Origin of the sequence: Streptomyces hydrogenans (assembly GCF_014656075.1) — a bacterium.
GTDB lineage: Bacteria > Actinomycetota > Actinomycetes > Streptomycetales > Streptomycetaceae > Streptomyces > Streptomyces hydrogenans.
Genome location: NZ_BNBS01000041.1, coordinates 1 through 23,087, shown reverse-complemented (window position 1 = coordinate 23,087; position 23,087 = coordinate 1). Strand labels below are relative to the sequence as shown.

General features: G+C 73.3%; 24 protein-coding genes. 19 read left to right on the top strand and 5 right to left on the bottom strand.

What is annotated here, in order from left to right:
* The first annotated feature begins 143 nt into the window (after positions 1–143).
* From IE321_RS18950 to IE321_RS18930, 5 genes are all read left to right on the top strand, one after another.
* The gene (locus IE321_RS18950) at positions 144–323 is read left to right on the top strand and encodes a hypothetical protein (RefSeq protein WP_079022482.1); all 180 of its coding nucleotides are present in this window, start codon (positions 144–146) and stop codon (positions 321–323) included.
* Positions 324–433: 110 nt separating this feature from the next.
* Complete coding sequence (locus IE321_RS18945) at positions 434–997, top strand: MauE/DoxX family redox-associated membrane protein (RefSeq protein ID WP_043231184.1); 564 nt, start codon at positions 434–436, stop codon at positions 995–997.
* Between the two features lie 42 nt (positions 998–1,039).
* Positions 1,040–1,585 carry a TlpA family protein disulfide reductase gene (locus tag IE321_RS42040; protein ID WP_226652035.1) on the top strand — a complete coding sequence of 182 codons (546 nt, stop codon included), beginning with the start codon at positions 1,040–1,042 and terminating at the stop codon, positions 1,583–1,585.
* Positions 1,582–3,459 carry an ABC transporter ATP-binding protein gene (locus IE321_RS18935; RefSeq protein ID WP_190223800.1) on the top strand — a complete coding sequence of 626 codons (1,878 nt, stop codon included), beginning with the start codon at positions 1,582–1,584 and terminating at the stop codon, positions 3,457–3,459. The genes IE321_RS42040 and IE321_RS18935 overlap by 4 nt, the downstream gene beginning before the upstream one ends.
* An 11-nt stretch (positions 3,460–3,470) precedes the next feature.
* A complete protein-coding gene (locus tag IE321_RS18930; RefSeq protein ID WP_190223799.1) occupies positions 3,471–3,896 on the top strand; it encodes a S26 family signal peptidase in 426 nt (141 codons plus the stop codon).
* 132 nt (positions 3,897–4,028) lie between these two features.
* Here IE321_RS18930 and IE321_RS18925 read toward each other — a convergent pair whose 3' ends face one another.
* The 3 genes from IE321_RS18925 to IE321_RS18915 form a co-directional block, all read right to left on the bottom strand.
* Positions 4,029–5,537, bottom strand: a complete 1,509-nt coding sequence (locus IE321_RS18925) for a PTS transporter subunit EIIC (RefSeq protein WP_190223798.1) — start codon at positions 5,535–5,537, stop codon at positions 4,029–4,031.
* A 91-nt stretch (positions 5,538–5,628) separates the two neighbouring features.
* The gene (gene murQ, locus IE321_RS18920; RefSeq protein WP_190223797.1) at positions 5,629–6,555 is read right to left on the bottom strand and encodes an N-acetylmuramic acid 6-phosphate etherase; all 927 of its coding nucleotides are present in this window, start codon (positions 6,553–6,555) and stop codon (positions 5,629–5,631) included.
* A 39-nt stretch (positions 6,556–6,594) separates the two neighbouring features.
* Entirely contained in the window at positions 6,595–7,527 is a 933-nt protein-coding gene (locus tag IE321_RS18915) for a MurR/RpiR family transcriptional regulator (RefSeq protein WP_043231177.1), read from the bottom strand.
* A gap of 137 nt (positions 7,528–7,664) precedes the next feature.
* Here IE321_RS18915 and IE321_RS18910 point away from each other — a divergent pair, with 137 nt between their 5' ends.
* Positions 7,665–8,021: a DUF8819 family protein gene (locus IE321_RS18910; RefSeq protein ID WP_043231176.1), complete on the top strand. Its 357-nt coding sequence runs from the start codon at positions 7,665–7,667 to the stop codon at positions 8,019–8,021.
* Positions 8,022–8,166: 145 nt separating this feature from the next.
* Positions 8,167–8,439 carry a DUF4031 domain-containing protein gene (locus tag IE321_RS18905; RefSeq protein ID WP_190223796.1) on the top strand — a complete coding sequence of 91 codons (273 nt, stop codon included), beginning with the start codon at positions 8,167–8,169 and terminating at the stop codon, positions 8,437–8,439.
* 70 nt (positions 8,440–8,509) lie between these two features.
* Here the strand turns inward: IE321_RS18905 and IE321_RS18900 are convergent, their stop codons facing one another.
* Together IE321_RS18900 and IE321_RS18895 are read right to left on the bottom strand one after the other, a co-directional pair.
* Complete coding sequence (locus tag IE321_RS18900; RefSeq protein WP_190223826.1) at positions 8,510–9,721, bottom strand: Cmx/CmrA family chloramphenicol efflux MFS transporter; 1,212 nt, start codon at positions 9,719–9,721, stop codon at positions 8,510–8,512.
* 277 nt (positions 9,722–9,998) lie between these two features.
* The gene (locus IE321_RS18895; RefSeq protein ID WP_190223795.1) at positions 9,999–10,679 is read right to left on the bottom strand and encodes an HD domain-containing protein; all 681 of its coding nucleotides are present in this window, start codon (positions 10,677–10,679) and stop codon (positions 9,999–10,001) included.
* 164 nt (positions 10,680–10,843) lie between these two features.
* Between IE321_RS18895 and IE321_RS18890 the strand changes: the two genes are divergently transcribed.
* The 12 genes from IE321_RS18890 to IE321_RS18835 all read left to right on the top strand — a co-directional run.
* Positions 10,844–12,280 (top strand): MFS transporter, encoded by a 1,437-nt coding sequence (locus IE321_RS18890; protein WP_190223794.1) that lies wholly within the window; start codon positions 10,844–10,846, stop codon positions 12,278–12,280.
* A 99-nt stretch (positions 12,281–12,379) separates the two neighbouring features.
* Positions 12,380–13,549: a trans-sulfuration enzyme family protein gene (locus IE321_RS18885; RefSeq protein ID WP_190223793.1), complete on the top strand. Its 1,170-nt coding sequence runs from the start codon at positions 12,380–12,382 to the stop codon at positions 13,547–13,549.
* Positions 13,550–13,649: 100 nt separating this feature from the next.
* Entirely contained in the window at positions 13,650–14,192 is a 543-nt protein-coding gene (locus tag IE321_RS18880) for a MaoC family dehydratase (RefSeq protein ID WP_190223792.1), read from the top strand.
* Between the two features lie 121 nt (positions 14,193–14,313).
* Positions 14,314–15,165, top strand: coding sequence for a class I SAM-dependent methyltransferase (locus IE321_RS18875; RefSeq protein WP_190223791.1), 852 nt, complete (start codon positions 14,314–14,316; stop codon positions 15,163–15,165).
* The gene (locus IE321_RS18870; RefSeq protein ID WP_043231164.1) at positions 15,162–16,205 is read left to right on the top strand and encodes a class I SAM-dependent methyltransferase; all 1,044 of its coding nucleotides are present in this window, start codon (positions 15,162–15,164) and stop codon (positions 16,203–16,205) included. The genes IE321_RS18875 and IE321_RS18870 overlap by 4 nt, the downstream gene beginning before the upstream one ends.
* 25 nt (positions 16,206–16,230) lie before the next feature.
* Complete coding sequence (locus IE321_RS18865) at positions 16,231–17,124, top strand: diiron oxygenase (RefSeq protein ID WP_043231162.1); 894 nt, start codon at positions 16,231–16,233, stop codon at positions 17,122–17,124.
* Positions 17,125–17,161: 37 nt separating this feature from the next.
* On the top strand, positions 17,162–18,016 hold the full coding sequence (locus IE321_RS18860; protein WP_190223790.1) for a class-II aminoacyl-tRNA synthetase family protein: 855 nt from the start codon (positions 17,162–17,164) through the stop codon (positions 18,014–18,016).
* Position 18,017: 1 nt separating this feature from the next.
* Positions 18,018–18,461 carry a holo-ACP synthase gene (gene acpS, locus IE321_RS18855; RefSeq protein WP_051842807.1) on the top strand — a complete coding sequence of 148 codons (444 nt, stop codon included), beginning with the start codon at positions 18,018–18,020 and terminating at the stop codon, positions 18,459–18,461.
* A gap of 11 nt (positions 18,462–18,472) precedes the next feature.
* The gene (locus IE321_RS18850) at positions 18,473–18,730 is read left to right on the top strand and encodes an acyl carrier protein (protein WP_190223789.1); all 258 of its coding nucleotides are present in this window, start codon (positions 18,473–18,475) and stop codon (positions 18,728–18,730) included.
* A complete protein-coding gene (gene metK / locus IE321_RS18845; RefSeq protein WP_190223788.1) occupies positions 18,727–19,947 on the top strand; it encodes a methionine adenosyltransferase in 1,221 nt (406 codons plus the stop codon). The genes IE321_RS18850 and metK overlap by 4 nt, the downstream gene beginning before the upstream one ends.
* 5 nt (positions 19,948–19,952) lie before the next feature.
* Complete coding sequence (locus tag IE321_RS18840; RefSeq protein WP_190223787.1) at positions 19,953–20,936, top strand: carbohydrate kinase family protein; 984 nt, start codon at positions 19,953–19,955, stop codon at positions 20,934–20,936.
* An 89-nt stretch (positions 20,937–21,025) separates the two neighbouring features.
* On the top strand, positions 21,026–23,087 hold a 2,062-nt coding region (locus tag IE321_RS18835; protein ID WP_229916450.1), incomplete at its 3' end, for a homocysteine S-methyltransferase family protein.

Here is a 23,087-nt window from a genome sequence, read left to right as displayed (position 1 = left end):
ACAGGACGCGAAGATCGAATCTGGTCTAGACATTTATTCCGAGGGGCGGGTAGGTTGCGGAACGCGAGTTCTCGTGAACGTTTGCACGACCCGAAATCCGTCTTCACTTTGTGAGGGATCCTATGGTCAAGGCAATTGTCGGCATGGCGGACCGCGTGCTCGGTCGCGTTCTCCGCGAGGAGAGCGCCGAGGCGTACTGCGCCTGCCCCGCGGGCGGCACCAGCTGGTGCTCCGGCTCCACGCTCTACGTCAAGGTCTGCTGTTCCTGGAACTGCGCGGTGGCGCCGTCCTGCGTCACCAAGTCGTACCCGGGCGACTGCTGACCGCACCTCCCGCGCCCGGTGGTGAACCCGCCGGGCGACACCCCTCCCCGGTTCGCCCCGCACGGCGGACCGGGGAGGGTCCCGGCCCGCCGTCCGACGGAGGAACGCCCGTGACCGACCCCCTGATCCTCGCCGTCCGGTGCCTCGTGACCGTCGTCTTCGCCGTCTCCGCGCTGGGGAAGGCGCGCGCTCCCGGGGAGTTCCGGGCGAGCGTCCGGGAGATGCGGATCGTGCCGCTGCGGGCGCTCGGCCCGGTCGCCGCGGCGGTGCCCGTCCTGGAGGCGCTGCTCGTCGTCGCCGTCTGGGTGCCGGCCCTCACCAGCTGGGCCTTCCTCCTCTCCTTCGGCCTGATCGCGGTCTTCACCGCGGCCCTGGCCTCGGTCCTCCACCGGAGGATCGACACCTCCTGCTCCTGCTTCGGCGCCTCCCGGACCCGGGTCGGGCCCGCGCACCTGGTCCGCAACGCCGTCCTCCTGGCGGCGACCGCCGCCGGCTTCGCCGCCGCGCTCGCCGCGGGCGGGCCGGGCTCCGTCCCGGTGGCCGGCTCCCTCGACCCCGCCGGGGTGTCCGTCGCCCTGCTCGGCGCGGTCTGCGTGAGCGCGCTCGTCCTCTCCACCGACCTGCTCGCCGACGTCTTCGCGGGAACCGGCGGAGCCGGCCGACGGACCTCCTGACCCCCTCCCGCATCCGCCGCGAACCCAAGCGAGGCCCTTCCCATGCTCGTCGCCGCCGTCGTGCTGATCGGCTGTCTCTCCGTCTTCAACCTGTTCCTGCTGCTCGCCCTCGCGCGCCGCGTCTCCGGTTCCGCCGGGAATTCCGGAAACTCCGGAGAATACGTCTCCGACGCTCCGGAGAACACTCTTCCCGACGGTTCCCCCGTTCCCGAATTCCAGACCGTCACGCATTCCGGTGAGGAGATCGACCGGAATTCCGTCGCGGCCGGATCCGTCATCGGATTCCTCTCCACGACCTGCGGTCCCTGCATCGACCAGGCGCCGGAATTCGCCCGCATGGCGAAGGACTTTCCGGGTGGCCGGGATCATGTGCTGGTCTTCCTCAAGGGCGGCGGCCCCGAGCGGCAGCGGATGATCGACCTGCTCGATCCGGTCGCCCGGGTGGTCACCGAGACCGCCGGCTCCGCGGGCGCCTCCGCCTCCTTCGGGATCGTGCGCTGGCCCAGCTACCTGGACGTCGACGCCGAGGGCAGGATCAGCGACCGCGGGCAGGTCGACGCCGCCCCGACGGCCTCCGCCTCCCGGTGAGGCGGTCCGAGCGGGCCAGGGCCGAGGTCCTCGCGGCCGGCCGGACCGCCGCCGGGCTCGCCTGGCGGGCCGGGCGGCTCGCGCTCCTGCTCCACCTGGCGGGCAGCGTCGTCGCCGGGCTGCTGCCCGCCGCCGCCGCGCTCCTCGTCCGCGAGCTCTTCGACGCGATCACCCAGCACCGGCCCACCGACGCGCTCGTCCGCGTCGCGGTCCTCCTGGTGGCCGTCAGCCTCGGCATCGCGCTCGTCCCCGCCGTCACCGACTTCCTCCGCGAGCAGCACGCCCGCCGGGTCCAGCTCCGGGTCCAGGACGAGCTGTTCGAGAGCGTCAACCGGCTGCCCGGACTGCGGCACTTCGAGAACCCGGCCTTCCAGGACGAGCTGCGGCTCGCCCAGGAGGCCGGCTCCTCCGCGCCCGGCATGCTCATCGGCTCGGTCGTCGGCGGCGTGCAGGCGCTGGTGACCTTCCTCGGCTTCCTCGTCACCGTCTGCGTGCTCAACCCGCTGCTCGGCGCGCTCACCGTCGTCATGGCGCTGCCGACCTTCCGGACCCAGCTGACCGCAGGCCGCCGCCGGGCCGCCGTCATCCGGGACATCGTGGCGCGCAGCCGCCGCCAGATGTTCTACGCGAGCCTGCTGACCGACACCGACGCGGTGAAGGAGATCCGGCTCTTCGGCCTCCAGGACCACTTCAAGGACCGGGCCCGCGCCGAGCTGGCCGCCGCCTCCGAGGCCGAGCGCCGCACCGAACTCCGCAACCTCCTCAGGGGATTCGCCCCGTCGGTGCTCGGCGTCGCGGTCTACGGCGCGGGGCTCGTCTGGGTCGTCCGGGCGGTCGGCCAGGGGGCCCTGTCGGTCGGCGACGTCTCCGTCTTCCTCGCCGCGACCGCCGCCATCCAGACCGGCGTCGGCCAGCTCGCCAGTACCGGCAGCAACGCCTACCAGGCCCTCCTCACCTTCGTCTCCTACCGGTCCCTGCGCGACCTGGCCCCGGACCTCAAGCAGCTGGAGGGGCCCGCGCGGGAGCCCGAGCCGCTGCGGTCCACGATCACCTTCGAGGACGTCTGGTTCCGCTACGACGACACCTCGCCGTGGGTGCTGCGCGGGGTCGACCTGACGCTCACCGCGGGCGCGACCACCGCGCTCGTCGGGCTGAACGGCGCGGGCAAGAGCACCCTCGTGAAGCTGCTGTGCCGGCTCTACGACCCGACCAGGGGACGCGTCCTGTGGGACGGCACCGACATCCGCCGCTTCACCCCGGACGAGTACCGCCGGCGGATCGGCGTCGTCTTCCAGGACTACTGCCGCTACGACCTCACCGCCGCCGAGAACGTCGGCCTCGGGCGGCTCGACCGGGCCGGCGACACCGACGCCGTGACCGGCGCGGCGAAGGCGGCCGGCATCCACGACCGGCTCACCCGGCTGCCCGCCGGCTACTCCACGCTCCTCAGCCGGATCTTCCTCCCGGACGGCGAGGAGGGGGCGGACCTCGGCTTCGCCGGGCAGGCGCTCTCCGGCGGCGAGTGGCAGCGGGTCGCCGTGGCCCGGGCGTTCATGCGCGCCGACGCCGACCTGCTGATCCTCGACGAGCCCAGCGCCGGCCTGGACGCGGAGGCCGAGAAGGAGATCCACGACAGCCTGCGCACCCTGCGGCGCGGCGCGACCGGCGTGGTGATCTCGCACCGGCTCAGCGCCGTCCGCGACGCCGCCGCCATCGTCGTCCTCGCCGACGGCCGGGTGATCGAGCGGGGCACCCACGAGGCGCTGATGGGGCGGGGCGGCCGCTACGCGGAGCTGTTCACCCTCCAGGCGGACGGCTACCGTACGGACGCGCCGGCCCCGGTCCCCGGCCCGGTTCCCGACCCCGTGCCGTGAGGAGTGGTGACGTGTACGTGTTCCTGGGCGTGGTCGCGGGCCTCGTGCTGGTCCTGGCGCTGCTGCGCCGCTTCCTCTCCCGGCTGCGGATCAACGGGCCGAGCATGATGCCGGCGCTGCGGGACGGCCAGCGGGTCCTCTTCGTCCGGAGCGGCCCGGCCCGGCTGCGTACCGGCCGGATCGTCGTCGTCGCCCCGCCCGAGGGGCTCGTGCGCCCCCGGCCGGGCGCCCGGGCGCCGCTGGTGGTGAAGCGGGTCGCCGCGCTCGCCGGGGAGCCGGTCCCGCCCGAGGTGTGCGGGGCGGCCGGGCTCGCGGAGGGCTCGCTCGTCCCGCCGGGCCGGGTCGCGCTGCTCGGCGACAACCCGGCCTTCAGCACGGACTCCCGCTTCTGGGGCCTGCTGCCGGTGTCCAGCGTGGTCGGCGTCGTCCTCGACTGACCCACCACCGGAAGGGCCCCGCCCCCGCGCCGGGTGCGCGGGGACGGGGCCTCGTCCTTCGGGGGGCGTACGGGAGGGTCGTACGGGCGGGTCGTCCGGAGGTGCCGTACGACCCGGGCCGTACCGCTCGGGTCAGACCTTCACCGGCTCCGGCTCCGGGGTGGGTCCGCTCGCCGGGGCGGCGGCGGGGGTCGTGGCGGAGGCGGTGGCCGTCTCGGTGTCCACGTCGAACTCCTCGATCATCTCGCGGCTGAAGCCCCAGAAGTAGGTGGCGACGAAGCCGACGAGGTAGCCGACGAGGAGCCCGCCCGCGTAGATCGCGATGGTCGAGCCGAGGCCCTTGTTGCCGTCGAGGAGCGGGAAGAGCGCCCAGCCGGACGGGCCGATCGCGGTCGAGCCGACCTTGTCGCCCAGCATCGAGAAGAGGCCGATGAAGCCGCCGCCGAAGGCGCCGCCGACGCAGGCCGTGATGAAGGGGCGGCCCAGCGGGAGGGAGACGCCGTAGATCAGCGGCTCGCCGACGCCGAGGAAGCCGGCCGGGAGGGCGGACTTGATGGTGCGGCGGATGGAGCCGTTGCGCGGGAGCCTGAGGTAGACGGCCATGGCCGCGCCGACCTGGCCCGCGCCCGCCATCGCCAGGATGGGGAGCAGCGCGGTGTAGCCCTGCTGCTCGATGAGCGTGGTGTGGATCGGGATGAGGGCCTGGTGCAGGCCCAGCATCACCAGCGGCAGGAAGAGGCCGCCGAGGAGGAAGCCGGCGCCGGCGCCCGCGTTCTCCAGGAGCCAGTTGGCGGCGTCGCCGATGGCCTGCGAGACCTCGCCGGCGACGAACATCAGGCCGAAGACGGTGACGAGGCCGGAGACGAGCACGGTGAGGGTGGGGGTGACGAGGACGTCGAGGGACTCGGGCACCCACCTGCGGCACCACTTCTCCACGTACACGGCGAGGACGGCCGCGCCGAGCGCGCCCAGGACACCGCCCTGGCCGGGGGAGAGGGTCTGGCCGAAGACCTCGATCTTGGCGACGCCGGCGTAGACGATGATGGCGGCGACCGCGCCGCCGAGGATCGCCGTGCCGCCGAACTCCTTGGCCGTGTTGTAGCCGACGAAGACCGCGATGAGGGCCATGAAGCCGCTCGCGATGGCGGCGAGCGCGGGGGTGACGCCGGGCAGCCAGCCGAGGTTGATGAGCAGGCCGTTGAGGCCGGCGATGATGCCGCAGCCGATGAGGGCGGGGATCAGCGGGACGAAGATGTTCGCGATCTTCCGGAGGAAGAGCTTGAACGGGGTGGCGTTCTTCTGCTTCTGGGCCGCCTTGAGGGCGGCGCCCTTGTCGGCGAGCTCCTCGGCGGTCGGCGTGTGGTGCGGCCGCGCGGCGGCCTCCTCGGCCACCAGGGCCTCGAACTCGGGGGTCACGCGGGCGACCGTGCCGGGGCCCAGGACGATCTGGTACGTGTCGTCCTCCACCACGCCCATCACGAACGGCAGGGCCTTCAGGGCCTCGTCCTGGACGAGCGAGCGGTCCCGCAGGCCCAGCCGGAGGCGGGTCATGCAGTGGGCCACGGAGCTGATGTTCCCGGCGCCGCCGACGAGGGGGAGGATCGCGGCGGCGATGGCGCGGTTCTTGTCGTCTGTGCTCATGGTGCGGTGGTGCCTTCGGTGCGGGGGTGGGGGAGGAGCGGTGGCCCGGGCGGGCCGCCGCCCCGGCCCGCCGGGGCGGGCTCGGGCCGGTTCAGGCGGTGGCGTGCAGTGCTGCGCGCAGGTGGCCGTGGGAGTCCCGCAGGCGCTGGGCGGCGGTGGCGGCGTCGACGTCGGCGAGGATGATCAGGATGGCGTTCTTCACCTCCCCCTCGGCGGCGGTGAGGGCGGCCTCGATCTGCTCGTCGGGGGCGCCGGTCGCGAGCGCGACGATGCGGCGCGAGCGGGCCCGGAGCTTCTCGTTGGAGGCGCGGACGTCGACCATGAGGTTCCCGTAGGTCTTGCCGAGCCGGATCATGGTGATCGTCGAGATCATGTTGAGGACGAGCTTCTGGGCCGTGCCGGCCTTCAACCGGGTGGAACCGGTGAGGAGTTCGGGGCCGGGGACGACCTCGATGCCGTGCTCGGCGGCGGCGGCGAGCGCGCTGTCCGTGTTGCAGGACAGGCCGATGGTGAGCGCGCCGAGGGCGCGGGCGTGCTCGACGGCGCCGATGGCGTACGGGGTGCGGCCGGAGGCGGAGATGCCGACGACGGTGTCGTCGGGGCCGACGCCGAGCGCGTCCAGGTCGGCGGCGGCCAGCTCCTTGGAGTCCTCGGCGCCCTCGACGGCCTGGATCATGGCGGAGGGGCCGCCCGCGATCAGGCCGACGACCTGGGAGGGGTCGGTGTTGAAGGTCGGCGGGCACTCGCTGGCGTCGAGCACGCCGAGCCGGCCGGCGGTGCCGGCGCCCAGGTAGAGCAGCCGGCCGCCGCGGGCCATCCGCTCGGCGGTGGCGTCGATGGCGGCGGCGATGGCGGGGAGCTCGCGGGCGACGGCGGCGGGGACGGACTGGTCCTCGCCGTTCATGGTGCGGGCGATCTCCAGGGTGGACAGCCGGTCGATCTCGGCCAGTTCGGGGCGGAACGCCTCGGTGGTGAGGGTGGCCAGCTGGGCGCGGAGTTCGGAGTACGTGGTGGACACGGCGCGACTGCTTTCTTTCCCGGATCGGCGGGGTCGGGGTCAGCGGGTGGTGGTGCGGGGCGAGTGGCGGTGGGCGAGTGCTTCGTACGAGGCCGCGAGGGCAGGGGCCGCGGTCTCGTACGTGCGCTGGGTGACGCAGGTGAACAGGCAGTCCACGACCAGGAGTTGACTGGTGCGGGACGACATGGCGGCCGGTCTCAGCTCGCTCTCGCGGGCGGTGGAGGTGGTCAGCACGTGGTCGGCGTACTGGCTGACCGGCCCGTCCGGGCGGCCGGTGATCGCGACCGTGGTGGCGCCGTGCTCGAAGGCGACCCGGAGCGGTTCTATGACGTCGCCGGTCGAGCCGGAGTGGGTGATCGCGAGGGCGACGTCGCCGGAGCGGAGCTGCACGGCGTTGGTGACGGCGAGGTGCGGGTCGCCGTGCGCGTGGGCGATCAGCCCGATCCGCAGCAGCTTCTGGACGAGGTCCTGGGCGACGAGACCGGAGGCGCCGACGCCGTACACGTCGATCCGGCGGGCGGTCGCGCAGGCGGCGGCGACCGCGCCGAGCTGCACGGTGTCGAGCGCGGCGGCGGTGTCGGCGAGCGTCTGCCGCTCGTCGTGGGCGAGCTTGGCGACGACGTCGGCGACCGGGTCGTCGACGGCGATGTCGGCGGTGACGGAAGGGGCCCGGCCCGACTGCTGCTGCGCGGCGAGCCCGGCGAGCGCGAGCCGCAGGTCCCGGTAGCCCGGGTAGCCGAGGATCCGCGCGGTGCGGACGACGGTGGCCTCGCTGGTGCCGGTCAGCTCGGCGAGTCCGGTGACCGTGAGGGCGGCGCATCCGGCGGGGTCCCCGGCGACGGCCTCGGCGACCCGCTGCATGGAACGGGTCATGGAGGGGGAGAGGGTCCGCACCTTGGCGGCGAGGGCGGCGGGTGCGGGGGGCGCGGTGGCCGTCCCGCCGCTGAAAGTTTCCTTCACGTCATTGGTCACGATTGAAAGATACTTTCAGGGGTAGGGGGCGGACAAGACCCCGTACGTCCCGGATGAGGAGGGGACCTTCGTCCCGGGCCCTTCCGGCGGCGGGGAGGGCCTTCGTCGTTCCCGCCCCTCCGGGGGACAATGAGTCCATGGACGACATCGACCCCGTGGAGCAGGCGCTGCACGCCGCTCGCGCACTGGTGCTGGCCGACCTCGCGGCCCGTGACGTGGCCGCCGCCCAGGTCGTGTCGATGGTGGAGGACGCGGTGACGCACCGCCGCTGGTGGGTCGAGCAGTGGCCGGAGGGCGCCGAGTACGTCGCCGGCCTCGTCGCCCAGGACGTCCAGGACGCCCTCCTGGAGGCGTACGGCCGCTGGCCCCTCTGCCCCGTCTGCTCCTCCGGCGACCCCCACGCCCTCGACGTCGAACCCGAACTGGGCCCCGACCCCCACTGGGTCTGCGGCAAGCAGGGCGTGGTGGTGGCACGGGTGGGAGGGCTGACGTGACGGGCGCCGCCGGCCGTACGGGGCGGGGCGGGGCCGGGCGTGCGCGGTACGGCGCTGCGGGGCGGGACGCGGCCGACCGTACGGGGCGCGGCGCCGCGGGGCGGGGTGCGGGTCCGGCGGTCCTCGCGGGCGCGGGGCCCCGTCCGTGACCCTCTACATCGACCCCCCGACCTGGCCCGGCCACGGCCGCATGTGGTCCCACCTGGTCAGCGACGCCTCCTTCGACGAGCTCCACGCCTTCGCCGCCGCCCTCGGAGCCCCCGCCCGCGGCTTCGACCGCGACCACTACGACATCCCCTCCGACTGGTACGACAGGGCGCTGGCGGCCGGCGCCCTCCCGGTCGGCTCGAAGGAACTCCTCCGCCGCCTCACGGCCGCGGGCCTGCGGCGCCCGAAGGGGCGGGCGGCGGAGGGGTAGGGCCGCAAGTGTCCATCGGGGTCGGCACCCGCCGCGGTCGGTGACCGCCGAGGTAGGGCGGGACGGTCGGCTACCTGCCGGCCACGGACTCCGTCTCCGCGGGTGCCCCCTGCGCGCCGATCACCACGCGGGACGCGCGGGGGCGGGTGAGCCCGAGCGAGAGGGCCGCGGCGGCGAGGGCCAGCAGGGTCATGGCGGCGCCGGCCCAGGCGGGGGAGGTGTAGCCGAGGCCCGCGTCGATGACGGTGCCGCCGAGCCAGGGGCCGCCGGTGTTGCCGAGGTTGAAGGCGGCGGTGGTGGTGGCGCCGGCGAGGGTGGGGGCGGCGCCGGCGACGTTGAACATGCGGGCGTTGAGGGCGGGGGCCGTGTAGAACGCCGAGACGCCGAGGAGGAAGGCCAGCAGGATCGTCGCCACGGGGGAGGAGGCGAGGAGGGCCAGGGCCGCGAGGAAGACCGTGGAGGCGGTGATGCCGGTGAGCAGGACGCCGAAGAGGTGGGCGTCGGCCACCCGGCCGCCGATGGTCGTGCCGACGAGGGCGCCGATGCCGAAGAGGGCCAGGACGGCCGAGACCCAGCCCTGGTCCAGGCCCGAGACGTCGGTGAGGAGCGGGGCCAGGTAGGAGAAGGCGCAGAAGACGCCGCCGGCGGCGAGGGCGGTGATCACGATGGAGAGGAGGACCTGGCGGTCCCGGTAGATCGTGAGCTCGCGGCGGAGGCGGGGCTTCTCCTCGGGGACGGGGATGCGGGGGATGCGGGTGGCCACGCCGACGAGGGCGACGGCGGAGGCGGCGCCCACCGCCCAGAACGCGGAGCGCCAGCCGAGGTGCTCGCCGAGGAAGGCGCCGGCGGGGACGCCGAGGACGTTGGCGATGGAGAGGCCGCCGATCATGACGGCCATCGCGCGGGCGCGGGAGCCGACCGGGACCATCGCGATGGCGACCGCCGCGCCGACGGCCCAGAAGCCGGCGCAGGCGAGGGCGCTGATCACGCGGGACGCGAAGAGGATCCCGTAGCTGGGCGCCAGCGCGCCGGCTATCTGGCCGAGGCCGAAGACGGTGATCAGGGCGATCAGGGTGGTCTTGCGGGGGAGGCGCAGGGTGGCCACCGCGAGGAGTGGGGCGCCGACGACCATGCCGATGGCGAAGGCCGAGATGAGGAGGCCGGCCTGCGGGATGGAGACGCCCATGTCCTCCGCGATGGGCGGCAGCAGGCCGGAGAGCATGAACTCGCTCGTGCCGAGGGAAAAGACCGCGATGCCCAGGACGTAGACGGCCAGGGGCATGCGGGGGGACGCGGTGGGGGCGGGCGTGGAGGTGCCGGTCGGGGGCTCGGCTGAGGGAGAGGGCATGACATGGGTCAACGGGTGATTCGTCCCTGTCATTCCGGTGGGACGGTTCGTCTCGCGATGTGAGAGGGGGCTCCCCGGTGTGGGGAGCCGCCGTGTGCCCCGTGGCCGGTCGGGGGCGGTCGAGCTGGTCACGAGCGGCGCCCGACGTCCGGCCGGGGATCCCCCGGCCGGGCGTTCCGCGTCCGCGGGGGCGTGGCGGGAGGTGCCGCGCTCAGACGTCGGCCGTCAGTTCCGCGAGTTCCCGCTCCAGGTTCTCCCGCGCGCTTTCCTCCCAGGCCGCCGCGCCGTAGGGGGTGCGGTAGAGGCGGGGGAGGTCGAGGAGGTGGCGGAGGACGGCGGCGCGGCCTTCGCGGAAGGCGGGGTCGGGGACGAAGGCGTACTCCTCGCGGACCGCTGCCGTATACCCCTGGTAGGTATCGGGTCCGGTGGCGAGGATCGCGAGGTCGGCGTCGCACAGGGTCTCGCCGTTGAGGTCGCCGGGGGCGGGGTCGTGGGTGACGGTGAGGCGGACCAGGCGGGCCACCTCGGTCACCTCGTGGGCCGTCAGTCCGGCCTCGGCCAGGGCGCGTTCGGCGAGGGCGGCGGAGCGCTCCTCGTTCTCCGAGCGGTCGGGGCGGTAGACGGCGTCGTGGAACCAGGCGGCGAGGCGGACCAGTTCGAGTTCCCCGCCCTCGCCGCCCTGGTCGGCGAGCTCGTCGATGCGGTCGAGGACCGCCCGCAGGTGGGCGGTGGTGTGGTAGCGCCGCTGCGGCTCGGCCCAGCGGGCCAGCAGGTTCCGGCCGTACGGGGCGGGGTCGGGGCCCTCGCGGCCGGCGCGGGCGGCGAGCAGGGTGGCGTTCCAGCGCCGGAGGAGGTCGCTGGTCTCGGTCGCGCTGTCCTCGGTTGCGGTCATGGGCGCATTGTGCCCGCCGGGGCGGTCCGGATCTCGGCGGAACGGGGCCCTCATCCCACTCTTACATACCCCCCATGGGTATGCTACGGTGCTCCGCGAAGGTACCCCCTGGGGGTATGTGTTCGGCCCGGGTCACCGGTCGGCCGCGAGTGAAGGGCAGTGCGATGTCAAACGTCAACCCCCGGCGCTGGTGGGCACTTCTCGTGCTCGCCACCGCCCAGTTCATGGTCATCATGGACACCTCGATCATCGGGGTGGCGCTCCCCGAGATGCAGAAGGACCTGGGCTTCTCCCAGGGTGAGCTCCAGTGGGTCTTCAACGCCTATGTGATCGTCTTCGGCGGCCTGCTGCTGCTCGGCGGGCGCCTCTCCGACCTCGTCGGGGCCCGGAAGATCTTCGTCACCGGCTGGGTGGTCATGATCGCCGGATCGGTGCTCGCCGCCGCCGCGCAGACCGCCTGGGTCGAGATCGCCGGCCGGGCCGTGCAGGGCGTCGGCGGCGCGCTGATCGCGCCCTCCGCGATGACCCTGCTGATGATGCTCTTCATGCACGACCCGAAGGAGCTCGGCAAGGCGATGGCGCTGTACGGCGCCGCCGCCCCGGCCGGCGGCACCGCGGGCGTCTTCCTCGGCGGCGTCTTCACCGAGTGGGCCGCCTGGCAGTGGGTCTTCATCATCTACATCCCGATCGGCCTGGCCACCCTCGCCGCCACCAGGCTCCTCCCCGAGGTCGGCTCCCGCCGCGGCTCCGTCGACGTCCTCGGCGCCGCCGCCGTCACCGCCGGCCTCGCGCTCGCCGTCTTCGCCGTGGTCCGCGCCCCCGAGGTCGGCTGGGGCTCCACCGGCACGATCCTCCAGCTGGCCGGCGCCGCCGCCCTGCTGATCCTCTTCTTCGTGATCCAGAAGTCGGTCCGCGAGCCCCTCATGCCGCTCAGCGTCTGGCGGGTCCCGCGCCTCGGCTCGGCCAACCTGGCGATGACGCTGCTCGGCGCCGCCTGGATCCCGATGTGGTACTTCCTCAACCTGTACCTCCAGCAGGTCCTCGGCTACGGGGCCTTCGCCTCCGGCGCCGCGCTGCTCCCGATGACCGTGCTCCTCATGATCTTCATGACGGCCATCACCTCCCGCCTGATGATGAAGGTCGGCGCCAAGCCGCTCATCGGCGGCGGTCTGCTGGTCCTCGCGGCCGGCCTGGTCTGGCTCGCGGCCGTCGAGCCCACCGGCTCCTTCCTCGTCGACGTCCTGCCGGCCTCGCTGGTCGCCGCGCTCGGCATGTCCCTCGCCTACATCCCGGCGATGATCGCCGCGATGTCCGGCGCCCCGCAGGAGCAGGCCGGTCTCGCCTCCGGCATCGTCAACACCACCTACAACGTCGGCTCCGCGCTCGGTCTCGCCGCCCTCACCGCGGTCGCCATGTCGCAGGGCGCCGACCAGCTCGGCAACCTGCCCAAGCTCACCGAGGGCTTCTCGGCCGCCTTCATCGGCGCGGCGGTCGTCGCCGCCGTCGGCGGTGTCGTCACCCTCCTGGTGATGAAGGGCGACAAGGCCGTGGCCGCCGAGGCCGCCGCCCCCGCCGCACAGGGCGAGAAGGTCGCCGCCTGAGCCGCCGGCCCTCCCGCGCCGGCACCGCCCGAAGGGGCCGCCCGATGTCCGTCCCGGACGTCGGGCGGCCCCTTTCCGTCCATCGAGGGGACCTTTCCCGTGGAACTGAACACCCGAGCCGTGCACGTCGTGAACGAGCCCTTCGGCGACGGCAGTTGGCCGCTGTCCGTGCCGCTCGTGCAGTCCTCCGCCTTCGCCTTCGACTCGGCCGCCGAGCTGGCCGACGCGATGGCCGGGCCCGACGGCCGGTACGTCTACGGCCGCCGCGGCAACCCCACGGTCCGCGCCCTGGAGCAGACCCTGGCCGGTCTGGAGGGGGGCGAGGGGGCCCTCGCCTTCGCCTCCGGGATGGGCGCGATCAGCGGCGTGCTGCTCGCGCTGCTGCGGCCCGGCGACCGGGTGGTCGCCCAGCGCTGCCTGTACGGCGGGACGCACGCCGTCCTGGCCGACCTGGCGGCGCGGTACGGGATCGAGGTCGTCCGGATATCCGGCGACGACCCGGCCGAGCTGGAGGCCGCCGCCGTGCACCCCGCCACCCGGCTCCTCGTCCTGGAGACGATCGCCAACCCCACCGGGCAGGTCCCGGACCTGCCCGGACTGCTGGCCGCCGCCCGCGCCCTCGGGGTGACGAGCCTGGTCGACAACTCGCTCGCCTCGCCCGTGCTGTGCCGCCCCCTGGAGCACGGCGCCGACATCGTCGCGCACTCCACCACCAAGTACCTCTCCGGGCACTCCGACGTCCTGGGCGGCGCCGCCGTCTTCGCGGACGACGGGCTGCGCCGCCGGGTCTGGCCCCGCGTCGTCGAACTCGGCGCCTGCGCCGACCCGTTCGCGGCCTGGCTCACCCTGCGGGGGCTGCCCACGCTGCCGCTGCGGATGCGCGAGCACTGCGCCAACGCCGCCGCCCTGGCCGAGCTGCTGGCGTCGCGCGCCGAGGTGGTGGCCGTGCACCACCCGTGGCGCCCGGACCACCCCTCGTACGGCGTCGCGCGCAAGGTCCTGGCCGGTGGGGGCGGGCTGCTCTCCTTCGAGCTCGCCGGGGGGCGGGAGGCCGGCCGCGCCTTCATCGAGCGGGTGCGGCTCGCGAAGCTGGCGCTCTCGCTCGGCGGCGTGGAGACGCTGGTGACCCATCCGGCGTCCACCTCCCACCGCGAGCTGGACGCGGACGCCCTGCGGGCCGCGGGGATCGCTCCCGGTCTGGTCCGGATGTCGGTCGGCATCGAGGACGTCGAGGACCTCTGGGCCGATGTCGAACAGGCCCTCTCCTGACGGCAGTCGACGCTTCTTTTGGGTTGACAAAATAAATGGTCGATTCGTAGATTGGGTGATGCCAGGAAACGTAGAACTCCTAGGTCAAGGGGGGCGTTCGATGCGCTACTTCGAGGACTTCCGGCCCGGCGACGTCCATGAACTGGGCACCGTCACCGTCACCGCGGAGGAGGTGCTGGACTTCGGCAGGCGCTTCGACCCGCAGCCCTTCCACACGGACCCGGAGCGGGCGAAGGACTCGCCGTTCGGCGGCCTGATCGCGAGCGGCTTCCACACCCAGGCGCTCTTCATGCGGCGGTACGTCGACGGGCTGCTCGCCTACAGCGACTGCATGGGCTCGCCCGGCATCGACGAGGTCCGCTACCTGCGCCCGGTCCGCCCCGGCGACGTCCTGACCGCCCGCGTCGAGATCCTCGGCGCCACCCCGTCGCCGTTCAACCCCGCCACCGGCACCGTCAAGCCGCGGTGCACGCTCGTGGCCGCCGACGGGACGGCCGTGTTCAGCATGATCCTGCACAGCATCTTCCGCCGGCGCCCCGCCGACTCCGAGGCCGCGCATCCGTCGTCGATGCCCGCGGCCGAGGACCCCGTCGGCTGCACGGGCGCCCGGGCCAAGGTCTGTGTCCCGGTCATGACCGCCTGACGGGTCCGCGAGCCCGCCCCGACGGGTCCGTATGCCCGTCGGCGGGAGCCGTCCACCCGCCCGGCCCCTGAACACGGCCGTCCGCACCTCTCCTGACCACCGACCCGAAGGGGGACCTCCCGTGGAGGCCGTATCCCGCACCGCCCAGTGGACCGCCGCCGCGCGGGCCCTGGAGACCGAGCGCGAGGACCGGCTGTTCGCCGATCCCTACGCGCGCACCGTCGCCGACGAGATCGGCTTCGAGCTGCTGAAGCGCTACGACGGCGGCGGCATCGTGCCGTTCCTCGCCATCCGCACCACCTACCTCGACCGGGCGATCGTCCGGGCGGTCCAGGAGCGCGGCATCCGCCAGGTGGTCTTCCTCGCCGCCGGCATGGACACCCGCTTCCACCGGCTGCCCTGGCCCGACGGCGTCACCGTCTACGAGCTCGACCGCCCGGCGCTCCTGGAGGTCAAGGCCGGCATGCTCAGGGACGAGCCGCTGCCGGCCGGCCGCACCCGCGTCGCCGTCCCGGTCGACCTCACCCAGGACTGGACCGGCCCGCTCAAGGAGGCCGGCTGGAAGAGCGACGAGCCGGTCCTCTGGGTCGTCGAGGGCCTGCTGTTCTTCCTCCCCGAGCAGGCCGTGCGCACCCTGATCTCGACCCTCTCCGCGCACGCCGCGCCCGGCTCCGTGCTGCTCGGCGACGTCATCTCGCGGGCCGCCCTCACCAACCCGCTCGCCCGCGGCTTCATGAGGGCCCTGGAGGAGGACGGCAACCCCTGGCTCTTCGGCACCGAGGAGCCCGAGGCCCTGCTCGCCGACTGCGGCTGGGCCGTCCGCGAGGTGCGGCAGCCCGGCGAGGCCGGCGCCGACTTCGACCGCTGGCCCTACCCGGTCCCGGCCCGCACCGTTCCCGGCGTGCCGCGGTCCTTCCTGTTCACGTGCGACCTGCCGGGCACCCCCGGACACGACGAGGAGGTGGCCGCGTGAGCGCCCACGAGTTCCACCAGAGGGTCATCACCGACGCCGGAGCGGCCGTCCGCGGCCTGACCGTGGCCCTCGGCGAGCGCCTCGGCCTCTACCGGGCGCTCGCCGCCGGAGGCCCGCTCACCGCCGCCGCGCTCGCGGAGCGGACCGGCACCGACGAGCGGTACGTGGAGGAGTGGCTGCACGCCCAGCTCTCCGCCGGGTACGTCGAGCGGCACCCGAGCTCGCTCACGTACACGCTGCCCGCCGACCACGCGGAGGTGCTGGCCGACCCGAAGGCCGTCACCTACGCGGCCGGCTTCTTCACCGCCCTCAAGGCGCTGTACGCCACCGAGGACCTGCTGGTGGAGGCGTACCGCACCGGCGACGGCGTCGGCTGGGCCGAGCACGACGCGGCCCTCGACACCGGCATGGGCTCCTTCTTCCAGCCGACGTACGAGCACAAGCTCGTCCCCGACTGGCTGCCCGCGCTCCACGAGGTCACGGACAAGCTCGCCGCCGGCGGCACCGTCGCCGACGTCGGCTGCGGCGTCGGGCACACCACCCTCCTCATCGCGCGGGCCTTCCCGAACGCCACCGTGCACGGCTTCGACTACTCCGAGGAGGCCATCGCGATCGCCCGCGAGCTGGCCGAGGAGGCCGGCCTCTCCGGCCGGGTCGTCTTCGAGGTCGCCTCCGCCGACGACTACCCCGGTACCGGCTACGACCTGGTCTGCTTCTTCAACGCCCTGCACGACATGGGCGACCCGGTCGCCGCCGCCCAGCACGTCCACAAGTCCCTCGACGCGGACGGCACCTGGATGCTCGTCGAGTCCAACGTCTCTCCGCGGGACGTCGACACCCAGACGCCCGCCGCCCGCATGTTCATGGCCCTGTCCGCCGTGATGTGCCTGCCGGTGGCGGTCGCCCAGCGCGGCCCGCACGCCCTAGGCAACCACTCCGGCGAGAAGGCGTTCCGGTCCATCGCCGAGGAGGCCGGCTTCACCCGCTGGCGGCGCGCCGCCGAGACCCCGGTCAACGCGGTCTACGAAGTCCGTCCCTGACCCCTCCCGCGAAGGAGCCATCACCATGGGCGTCGCCGCCCCCCTGCCCGTCAGCGACCGGTTCATGGAGGTCCTGAGCCGCCTGAGCGAGCGTTCCGTCGAGGACTACTACAACCCGTACCAGACCTTCCAGTGGCCCGAGACCCTGGAGGAGAACCGTTTCTGGATGACTCCGGAGCTGCTCACCGTCTACGGCACCGAGCACTACGACCGCCTCGGTGAGGAAACGCTTCAGCGCCTCTCCAAGTGGGAGTCGGTCAACTTCTACAGCCTCAACGTGCACGGCATCCGCGAACTCCTCATCGAGGTCGTCGGCCGCATCCACATGCCGGGCTTCGAGGTCCCCTCGGACTTCTTCCACCACTTCATCGGCGAGGAGAACGAACACATGTGGTTCTTCTCCGAGTTCTGCCGGCGCTACGGCCACAAGATCTACGGCTCCACCGCCATGCGCGCCGACGCCGCCTGGGAGCCCGAGGTCGAGAACTTCCTCGTCTTCACCCGGATCCTCTTCTTCGAGGAGCTGGTCGACCACTACAACTCCCGGATGGCGAAGGACGACTCCCTCTGCCACACCATCCGCGAGGTCAACCGCATCCACCACCAGGACGAGTCCCGCCACATCGCCTTCGGCCGCGAGCTGGTCTCCCTGCTGTACCAGCGCATGTGCGAGGCCGTGCCCGCCGCGCGGGTCCGCGAGGTGGAGGCGTACCTCAAGCGGTACGTCGTCTACAGCGTCAACTCCCTCTACAACCCGCACGTGTACAAGGACGCCGGCATCGCCGACCCGCTCGGCCTGCGGAACGCGCTCATCGCCGACCCGGCCCGCCGCGCCCACGAGCGCAAGGCGATCCGCAAGCCGCTCGCCTTCTTCCTGAAGACCGGGATCTTCTCCGACGACACCCTGCCCGTCCTCTGAGAAAGCCCGACAGCCCTCACCGAGAGGTGCACCGACCATGACCGTCACCACCCCCGAGACCGTCGGGGCGACCAGGGGCCTGCCCTCCCTGGGGCCGGAGGCGACCCGCCTGCTGCGGCTCCTCGACGACACCTTCGAGCGCTGGGGCATCGCCGCGGGCGCCCGCCCGATGACCATGCCCCCGCTGCTGCCCGCGGCCGACCTGGCCCGGCTCGACTACTACGACAACTTCCCCCACCAGGCCGTCCTCGCCGCCCCCCTCGACCTGGAGAAGCGGCTCACCACCCCCTTCGACGGCGAGCGCGGCCACTGGCCCGCCGCCTCCCTCGAACCGGCCGGCCTCGGCCTGCCCTCCGCCTCCTGCTACGCCGTCTACCTGGACCACCAGGGCCGGCAGGTCGCCGACGACACCCTCGTCACCGTCTGCTCGTGGTGCTTCCGCAAGGAGACCCACTACGAGGGCATGCGCCGCCAGCTCGGCTTCCGCATGCGGGAGATCGTCGCCATCGGCGCCCGCGAGCACGCCGAGGACCACCTCACCGCCTTCACCGCCCGCGTCGACGCCTTCGCCGAGGCCGTGGGCCTGCCGCTGCGCAGGGAGGCCGCCTGCGACCCCTTCTTCGACAAGGGCGGATCCAAGGCGCTCCTCCAGCGGCTCACCCCGGTGAAGTACGAGTTCCTGTACGAGGACCTGGCGATCGCCTCGGTCAACACCCACCGGAACTTCTTCGGCGAACGCTGCGACATCACGCTCGCCTCGACCGGAGGCCCGGCCTTCACCAGCTGCGTCGCCTTCGGTCTCGAACGCTGGCTGTCCGCGCTGACCCGCCGCCACGGCGGCTGGGAGGCGGCGACCCGGGCGGTCCTGGACGCGGCCGGGCCGGTGACCTGACGTGCCGGCCCGTCCCGTCGCCCCGCCGGCGGGCGGCCTGGGCTGGGCGAACCTCGGCATGGACATCGTGTCCGTCAACCGTGTCCGCCGGCTCCTCGACCAGTACGGGGAGCGCTTCTTCGAGCGGATGCTCACCCCCGGCGAACTCGCCGACTGCCGCACCTCCACCGGGCTCGACGTGCTGAGCCTGTGCGGACGGATCGCGGCCAAGGAAGCGGCCTTCAAGACCTTACGGGTCAGGGGCAGGTTCCTGCCCTGGCCGGAGATCGTGGTGCGGCGCTCCGACGGCGGCTGGCCGCTCGTCGAACTCCACGGCGCCGCCGCCGAGATGGCCGCCGGATCCGGCATCGCCGAGATCACCGTGTCCATCAGCCACGACGTGGACTACGCGGTGGCGGTCGCCGCCCCGATCATCGCCCACACCCCACCCACGCACACGAGTTGAGGAGATCCATCATGGCCGACGGCCTGCAGCAGGTGAAGAACTGGATCCTGGAGCGCCACCCCGAGCGCCAGGACATCGCCCCCGACCTCGACCTCATCGAGAACCGGCTCATCGACTCCCTCTCCTTCGTCGAGTTCGTCTTCCTGCTGGAGCAGGAGAGCGGCGTCTCCATCCAGATGGAGACCCTGGAGGTCGACGCCATCCGCACCCTCGGCGCCATCGAGACGCACTTCTTCGCGAAGACCGGGGCGGAGGCGGTCCAGGCATGAGCGGCCGCCTCTTCACCTCCGAGTCCGTGACCGAGGGACACCCCGACAAGATCGCCGACCGGATCAGCGACACCGTCCTGGACGCGCTCCTCGCCCAGGACCCGCAGGCCCGCGTGGCCGTCGAGACGCTGATCACCACCGGCCAGGTCCACATAGCCGGCGAGGTCACCACCACCGCCTACGCCCCGATCGCCCAGCTGGTCCGCGACGCCATCCTGGACATCGGCTACGACTCCTCCGCCAAGGGCTTCGACGGCGCCTCCTGCGGCGTGTCGGTCTCCATCGGCGCGCAGTCCCCGGACATCGCGCAGGGCGTCGACACCGCGCACGAGGCCCGGGTGGAGGGGGCGGAGGACGCGCTCGCCGCGCAGGGCGCCGGCGACCAGGGCCTGATGTTCGGCTACGCCTGCGACGACACCGCCGAACTGATGCCGCTGCCCATCGCGCTGGCGCACCGGCTCTCCCGCCGCCTCACCGAGGTCCGCAAGGACGGCACCGTGCCGTACCTGCGGCCCGACGGGAAGACGCAGGTCACCATCGAGTACGACAGCGACCGCCCGGTCCGCCTCGACACCGTCGTCGTCTCCTCGCAGCACGCCGCCGACATCTCCGTCGAGGGCCTGCTCACCCCCGACGTCCGCGAGTTCGTCGTCGAGCACGTCCTCAAGGAGCTGGCCGAGGAGGGCGTCGCCCTGGCCTCCGACGGCTACCGGCTGCTGGTCAACCCGACCGGCCGCTTCGAGGTCGGCGGCCCGATGGGCGACGCCGGCCTCACCGGCCGCAAGATCATCATCGACACGTACGGCGGCATGGCCCGCCACGGCGGCGGCGCCTTCTCCGGCAAGGACCCGTCCAAGGTCGACCGCAGCGCCGCCTACGCCATGCGCTGGGTCGCCAAGAACGTCGTCGCCGCCGGACTGGCCCGCCGCTGCGAGGTCCAGGTCGCCTACGCGATCGGCAAGGCCGAGCCCGTCGGCCTCTTCGTCGAGACCTTCGGCACCGAGACCGTCCCCGTGGAGCGCATCCAGGACGCCGTGCGCGAGGTCTTCGACCTGCGGCCGGCCGCGGTCATCCGCGACCTGGACCTCAAGCGGCCGGTGTACGCGGCGACCTCCGCGTACGGCCACTTCGGGCGCGAGCTGCCGGACTTCACCTGGGAGCGGACCGACCGGGTGGACGCCCTCCGGCGGGCCGTCCACCACGACGAAGGGGTCTGAGGGACATGCGAGTCGCTGTCACGGGTTCCATCGCGACCGACCATCTGATGACCTTCCCCGGCTCGTTCGGCGAGCAGCTGCTCGCCGACCGGCTCGACCGGGTCTCCCTGTCGTTCCTCGCCGACGACCTGGAGGTCAGGCGCGGCGGAGTGGCAGCGAACATCGCCTTCGGGCTCGGCGTGCTCGGACTGCGCCCGGTCCTCGTGGGCGCGGTCGGCGCCGACTTCGAGCCGTACCGGATCTGGCTCAAGGACCACGGCGTGGACACCGACGCGGTGCGCGTCAGCGAGTCCCTGCACACCGCCCGCTTCGTCTGTACCACCGACCGGGAGCAGAACCAGATCGCCACCTTCTACGCGGGGGCGATGGCCGAGGCGCGGGAGATCGACCTCCGCGAGGTCCTCCGCCGCACCGGCCGGCTGGACCTCGTCCTGGTCTCCCCGGACGACCCCGAGGCGATGATCCGGCACACCCGGAGCTGTCGCGAGCTCGGGATCCCCTTCGCCGCCGACCCCTCGCAGCAGCTCGCGCGGCTCGACGGGGACGCGGTGCGGGAGCTGGTGGACGGGGCCCGCTTCCTCTTCACCAACGAGTACGAGTCCGCGCTGCTGCTGGAGAAGACCGGCTGGACGGAGGCGGAGGTGCTGCGCCGGGCCGCCACCTGGGTCACCACCCACGGCGGGGCGGGCGTCCGGATCCGGGGCGCGGGCCGCGCCCCGCTGGCGGTGCCCGCCGTCCCGGTGCCCGCCGTGACCGACCCGACCGGCGTCGGCGACGCCTTCCGGGCCGGCTTCCTCGCCGGCACCCTGTGGGGCGTCCCCGAGCGGTGCGCCGCCCAGCTGGGCTGCGCGGTGGCCGCGACCGCCCTCGGGCACGTCGGCACCCAGGAGTACCGGCTCCGCCGGGAGCCGCTGCTCGACCGGATCCGCGCCACCTACGGGGCCGGCTGCACGGCCGCCCTCGTCACCCACCTGAGGGGGCCGGCGTGAGCCCCTCCCCGCAGGACGCCCCGCGGCGCTCCCCGAGGCCGTCGCTGAGGGACGAGTTCGCCCGCCGGGTGGTCGTGGCCGACGGCGCCATGGGCACCATGCTCCAGGCCGCCGACCCGACGCTGGACGACTTCACCGGCCTCGAGGGCTGCAACGAGATCCTGAACCTCACCCGCCCCGACCTCGTCGCCTCCGTCCACGACGCCTACTTCTCGGTGGGGGTCGACTGCGTCGAGACCAACACCTTCGGGGCGAACCTCGCCGCGCTCGCCGAGTACGGCGTCGAGGACCGGGTCTACGAACTGTCCGAGGCCGGCGCCCGGATCGCCCGCGCCGCGGCGGACGCCCACACGGCGGCCGACGGCCGGCCCCGCTGGGTCCTCGGCTCCATGGGCCCCGGCACCAAGCTGCCGACCCTCGGCCACGTCGCCTACGGCCCCCTGCGCGACGCCTTCCAGCAGAACGCCGAGGGCCTGGTGCGGGGCGGCGCGGACGCCCTGCTCGTCGAGACCTCGCAGGACCTGCTCCAGACGAAGGCGGCCGTCGTCGGCGCCCGTCGCGCCCTGGACTGGGTGGGCGTCGACCTGCCGGTCATCGTGCAGGTGACGGTGGAGACGACCGGCACGATGCTGCTCGGCTCCGAGATCGGTGCGGCGCTCACCTCCCTGGAGCCGCTCGGCATCGACATGATCGGCCTCAACTGCGCCACCGGCCCGGCGGAGATGGCCGAGCACCTGCGCCACCTCGCCCGGCACGCGCGCGTCCCGCTGTCGGTGATGCCCAACGCCGGTCTGCCCGTCCTCACCTCCGACGGCGCCCACTACCCGCTGAGCCCGGAGGAACTGGCCGACGCCCAGGAGGAGTTCGTCCGCACCTTCGGTCCCGCGCTGGTCGGCGGCTGCTGCGGGACGACCCCGGAGCACCTGCGGGCCATCGTGGACCGGGTCCGCGGGGCGGCCGTCCCGGACCGCCGCCCCGCACCCGAACCGGGCGCCGCCTCCCTCTACGGCCACGTTCCGTTCCGGCAGGACACCTCGTACCTGGCGATCGGTGAGCGGACGAACGCCAACGGGTCGAAGAAGTTCCGGGAGGCGATGCTGGAGGGTCGCTGGGACGACTGCGTGGAGATGGCGCGGGACCAGATCCGCGAGGGCGCGCACATGCTGGACCTGTGCGTGGACTACGTGGGCCGGGACGGCGTCGCCGACATGGAGGAGCTGGCCGGCCGCTTCGCGACCGCCTCCACCCTGCCGATCGTGCTCGACTCCACCGAGGTGCCCGTCCTGCGGGCCGGCCTGGAGAAGCTCGGCGGCCGGGCGGTCGTCAACTCGGTCAACTACGAGGACGGCGACGGCCCCGGGTCCCGCTTCGCGCAGGTCGCCGCGCTGGCGCGGGAGCACGGCGCCGCGCTGATGGCGCTGACCATCGACGAGGAGGGCCAGGCCCGGACGGCGGAGAAGAAGGTCGCGATCGCGGAGCGCCTGATCGAGGACCTGACCTCGAACCGTGGCATCCGCGAGTGCGACATCCTCATCGACACGCTCACCTTCACCATCTGCACGGGTCAGGAGGAGTCCCGCAAGGACGGGATCGCCACGATCGAGGCGATCCGCGAGCTGAAGCGGCGCCACCCCGACGTCCAGACGACGCTGGGCCTGTCGAACATCTCCTTCGGCCTCAACCCCGCGGCCCGGCTGGTCCTCAACTCGGTCTTCCTCGACGAGTGCGTGAAGGCCGGCCTGGACTCGGCCATCGTCCACGCCTCGAAGATCCTCCCGATCGCCCGGCTCGCCCCCGAGCAGGTCGAGGTGGCACTCGACCTGATCTACGACCGGCGCGCCGAGGGCTACGACCCGCTCCAGCGGCTCCTGGAGCTGTTCGAGGGCGCGACGGCCCAGTCCCTCAAGGCCGGCAAGGCCGAGGAGCTGGCCGCACTGCCGCTGGAGGAGCGCCTCAGGCGCCGGATCGTCGACGGCGAGAAGAACGGCCTGGAGGCCGACCTCGACGAGGCCCTCGGCGGGCGCCCCGCCCTGGAGATCGTCAACGACGTGCTGCTCGACGGCATGAAGACCGTCGGCGAGCTCTTCGGCTCCGGCCAGATGCAGCTGCCGTTCGTGCTCCAGTCGGCCGAGGTCATGAAGACCGCGGTGG

Coding starts and splice junctions, on each gene's coding strand:
- IE321_RS18880 (WP_190223792.1), top strand. CDS start 13,650: ATGCGCTACTTCGAGGACTTCCGGCCCGGCGACGTCCATGAACTGGGC.
- IE321_RS18865 (WP_043231162.1), top strand. CDS start 16,231: ATGGGCGTCGCCGCCCCCCTGCCCGTCAGCGACCGGTTCATGGAGGTC.
- IE321_RS18895 (WP_190223795.1), bottom strand. CDS start 10,679: ATGACCGCAACCGAGGACAGCGCGACCGAGACCAGCGACCTCCTCCGG.
- IE321_RS18850 (WP_190223789.1), top strand. CDS start 18,473: ATGGCCGACGGCCTGCAGCAGGTGAAGAACTGGATCCTGGAGCGCCAC.
- IE321_RS42040 (WP_226652035.1), top strand. CDS start 1,040: ATGCTCGTCGCCGCCGTCGTGCTGATCGGCTGTCTCTCCGTCTTCAAC.
- IE321_RS18840 (WP_190223787.1), top strand. CDS start 19,953: ATGCGAGTCGCTGTCACGGGTTCCATCGCGACCGACCATCTGATGACC.
- IE321_RS18910 (WP_043231176.1), top strand. CDS start 7,665: ATGGACGACATCGACCCCGTGGAGCAGGCGCTGCACGCCGCTCGCGCA.
- IE321_RS18890 (WP_190223794.1), top strand. CDS start 10,844: ATGTCAAACGTCAACCCCCGGCGCTGGTGGGCACTTCTCGTGCTCGCC.
- IE321_RS18950 (WP_079022482.1), top strand. CDS start 144: ATGGCGGACCGCGTGCTCGGTCGCGTTCTCCGCGAGGAGAGCGCCGAG.
- IE321_RS18900 (WP_190223826.1), bottom strand. CDS start 9,721: ATGCCCCTGGCCGTCTACGTCCTGGGCATCGCGGTCTTTTCCCTCGGC.
- IE321_RS18925 (WP_190223798.1), bottom strand. CDS start 5,537: ATGAGCACAGACGACAAGAACCGCGCCATCGCCGCCGCGATCCTCCCC.
- IE321_RS18860 (WP_190223790.1), top strand. CDS start 17,162: ATGACCGTCACCACCCCCGAGACCGTCGGGGCGACCAGGGGCCTGCCC.
- metK (WP_190223788.1), top strand. CDS start 18,727: ATGAGCGGCCGCCTCTTCACCTCCGAGTCCGTGACCGAGGGACACCCC.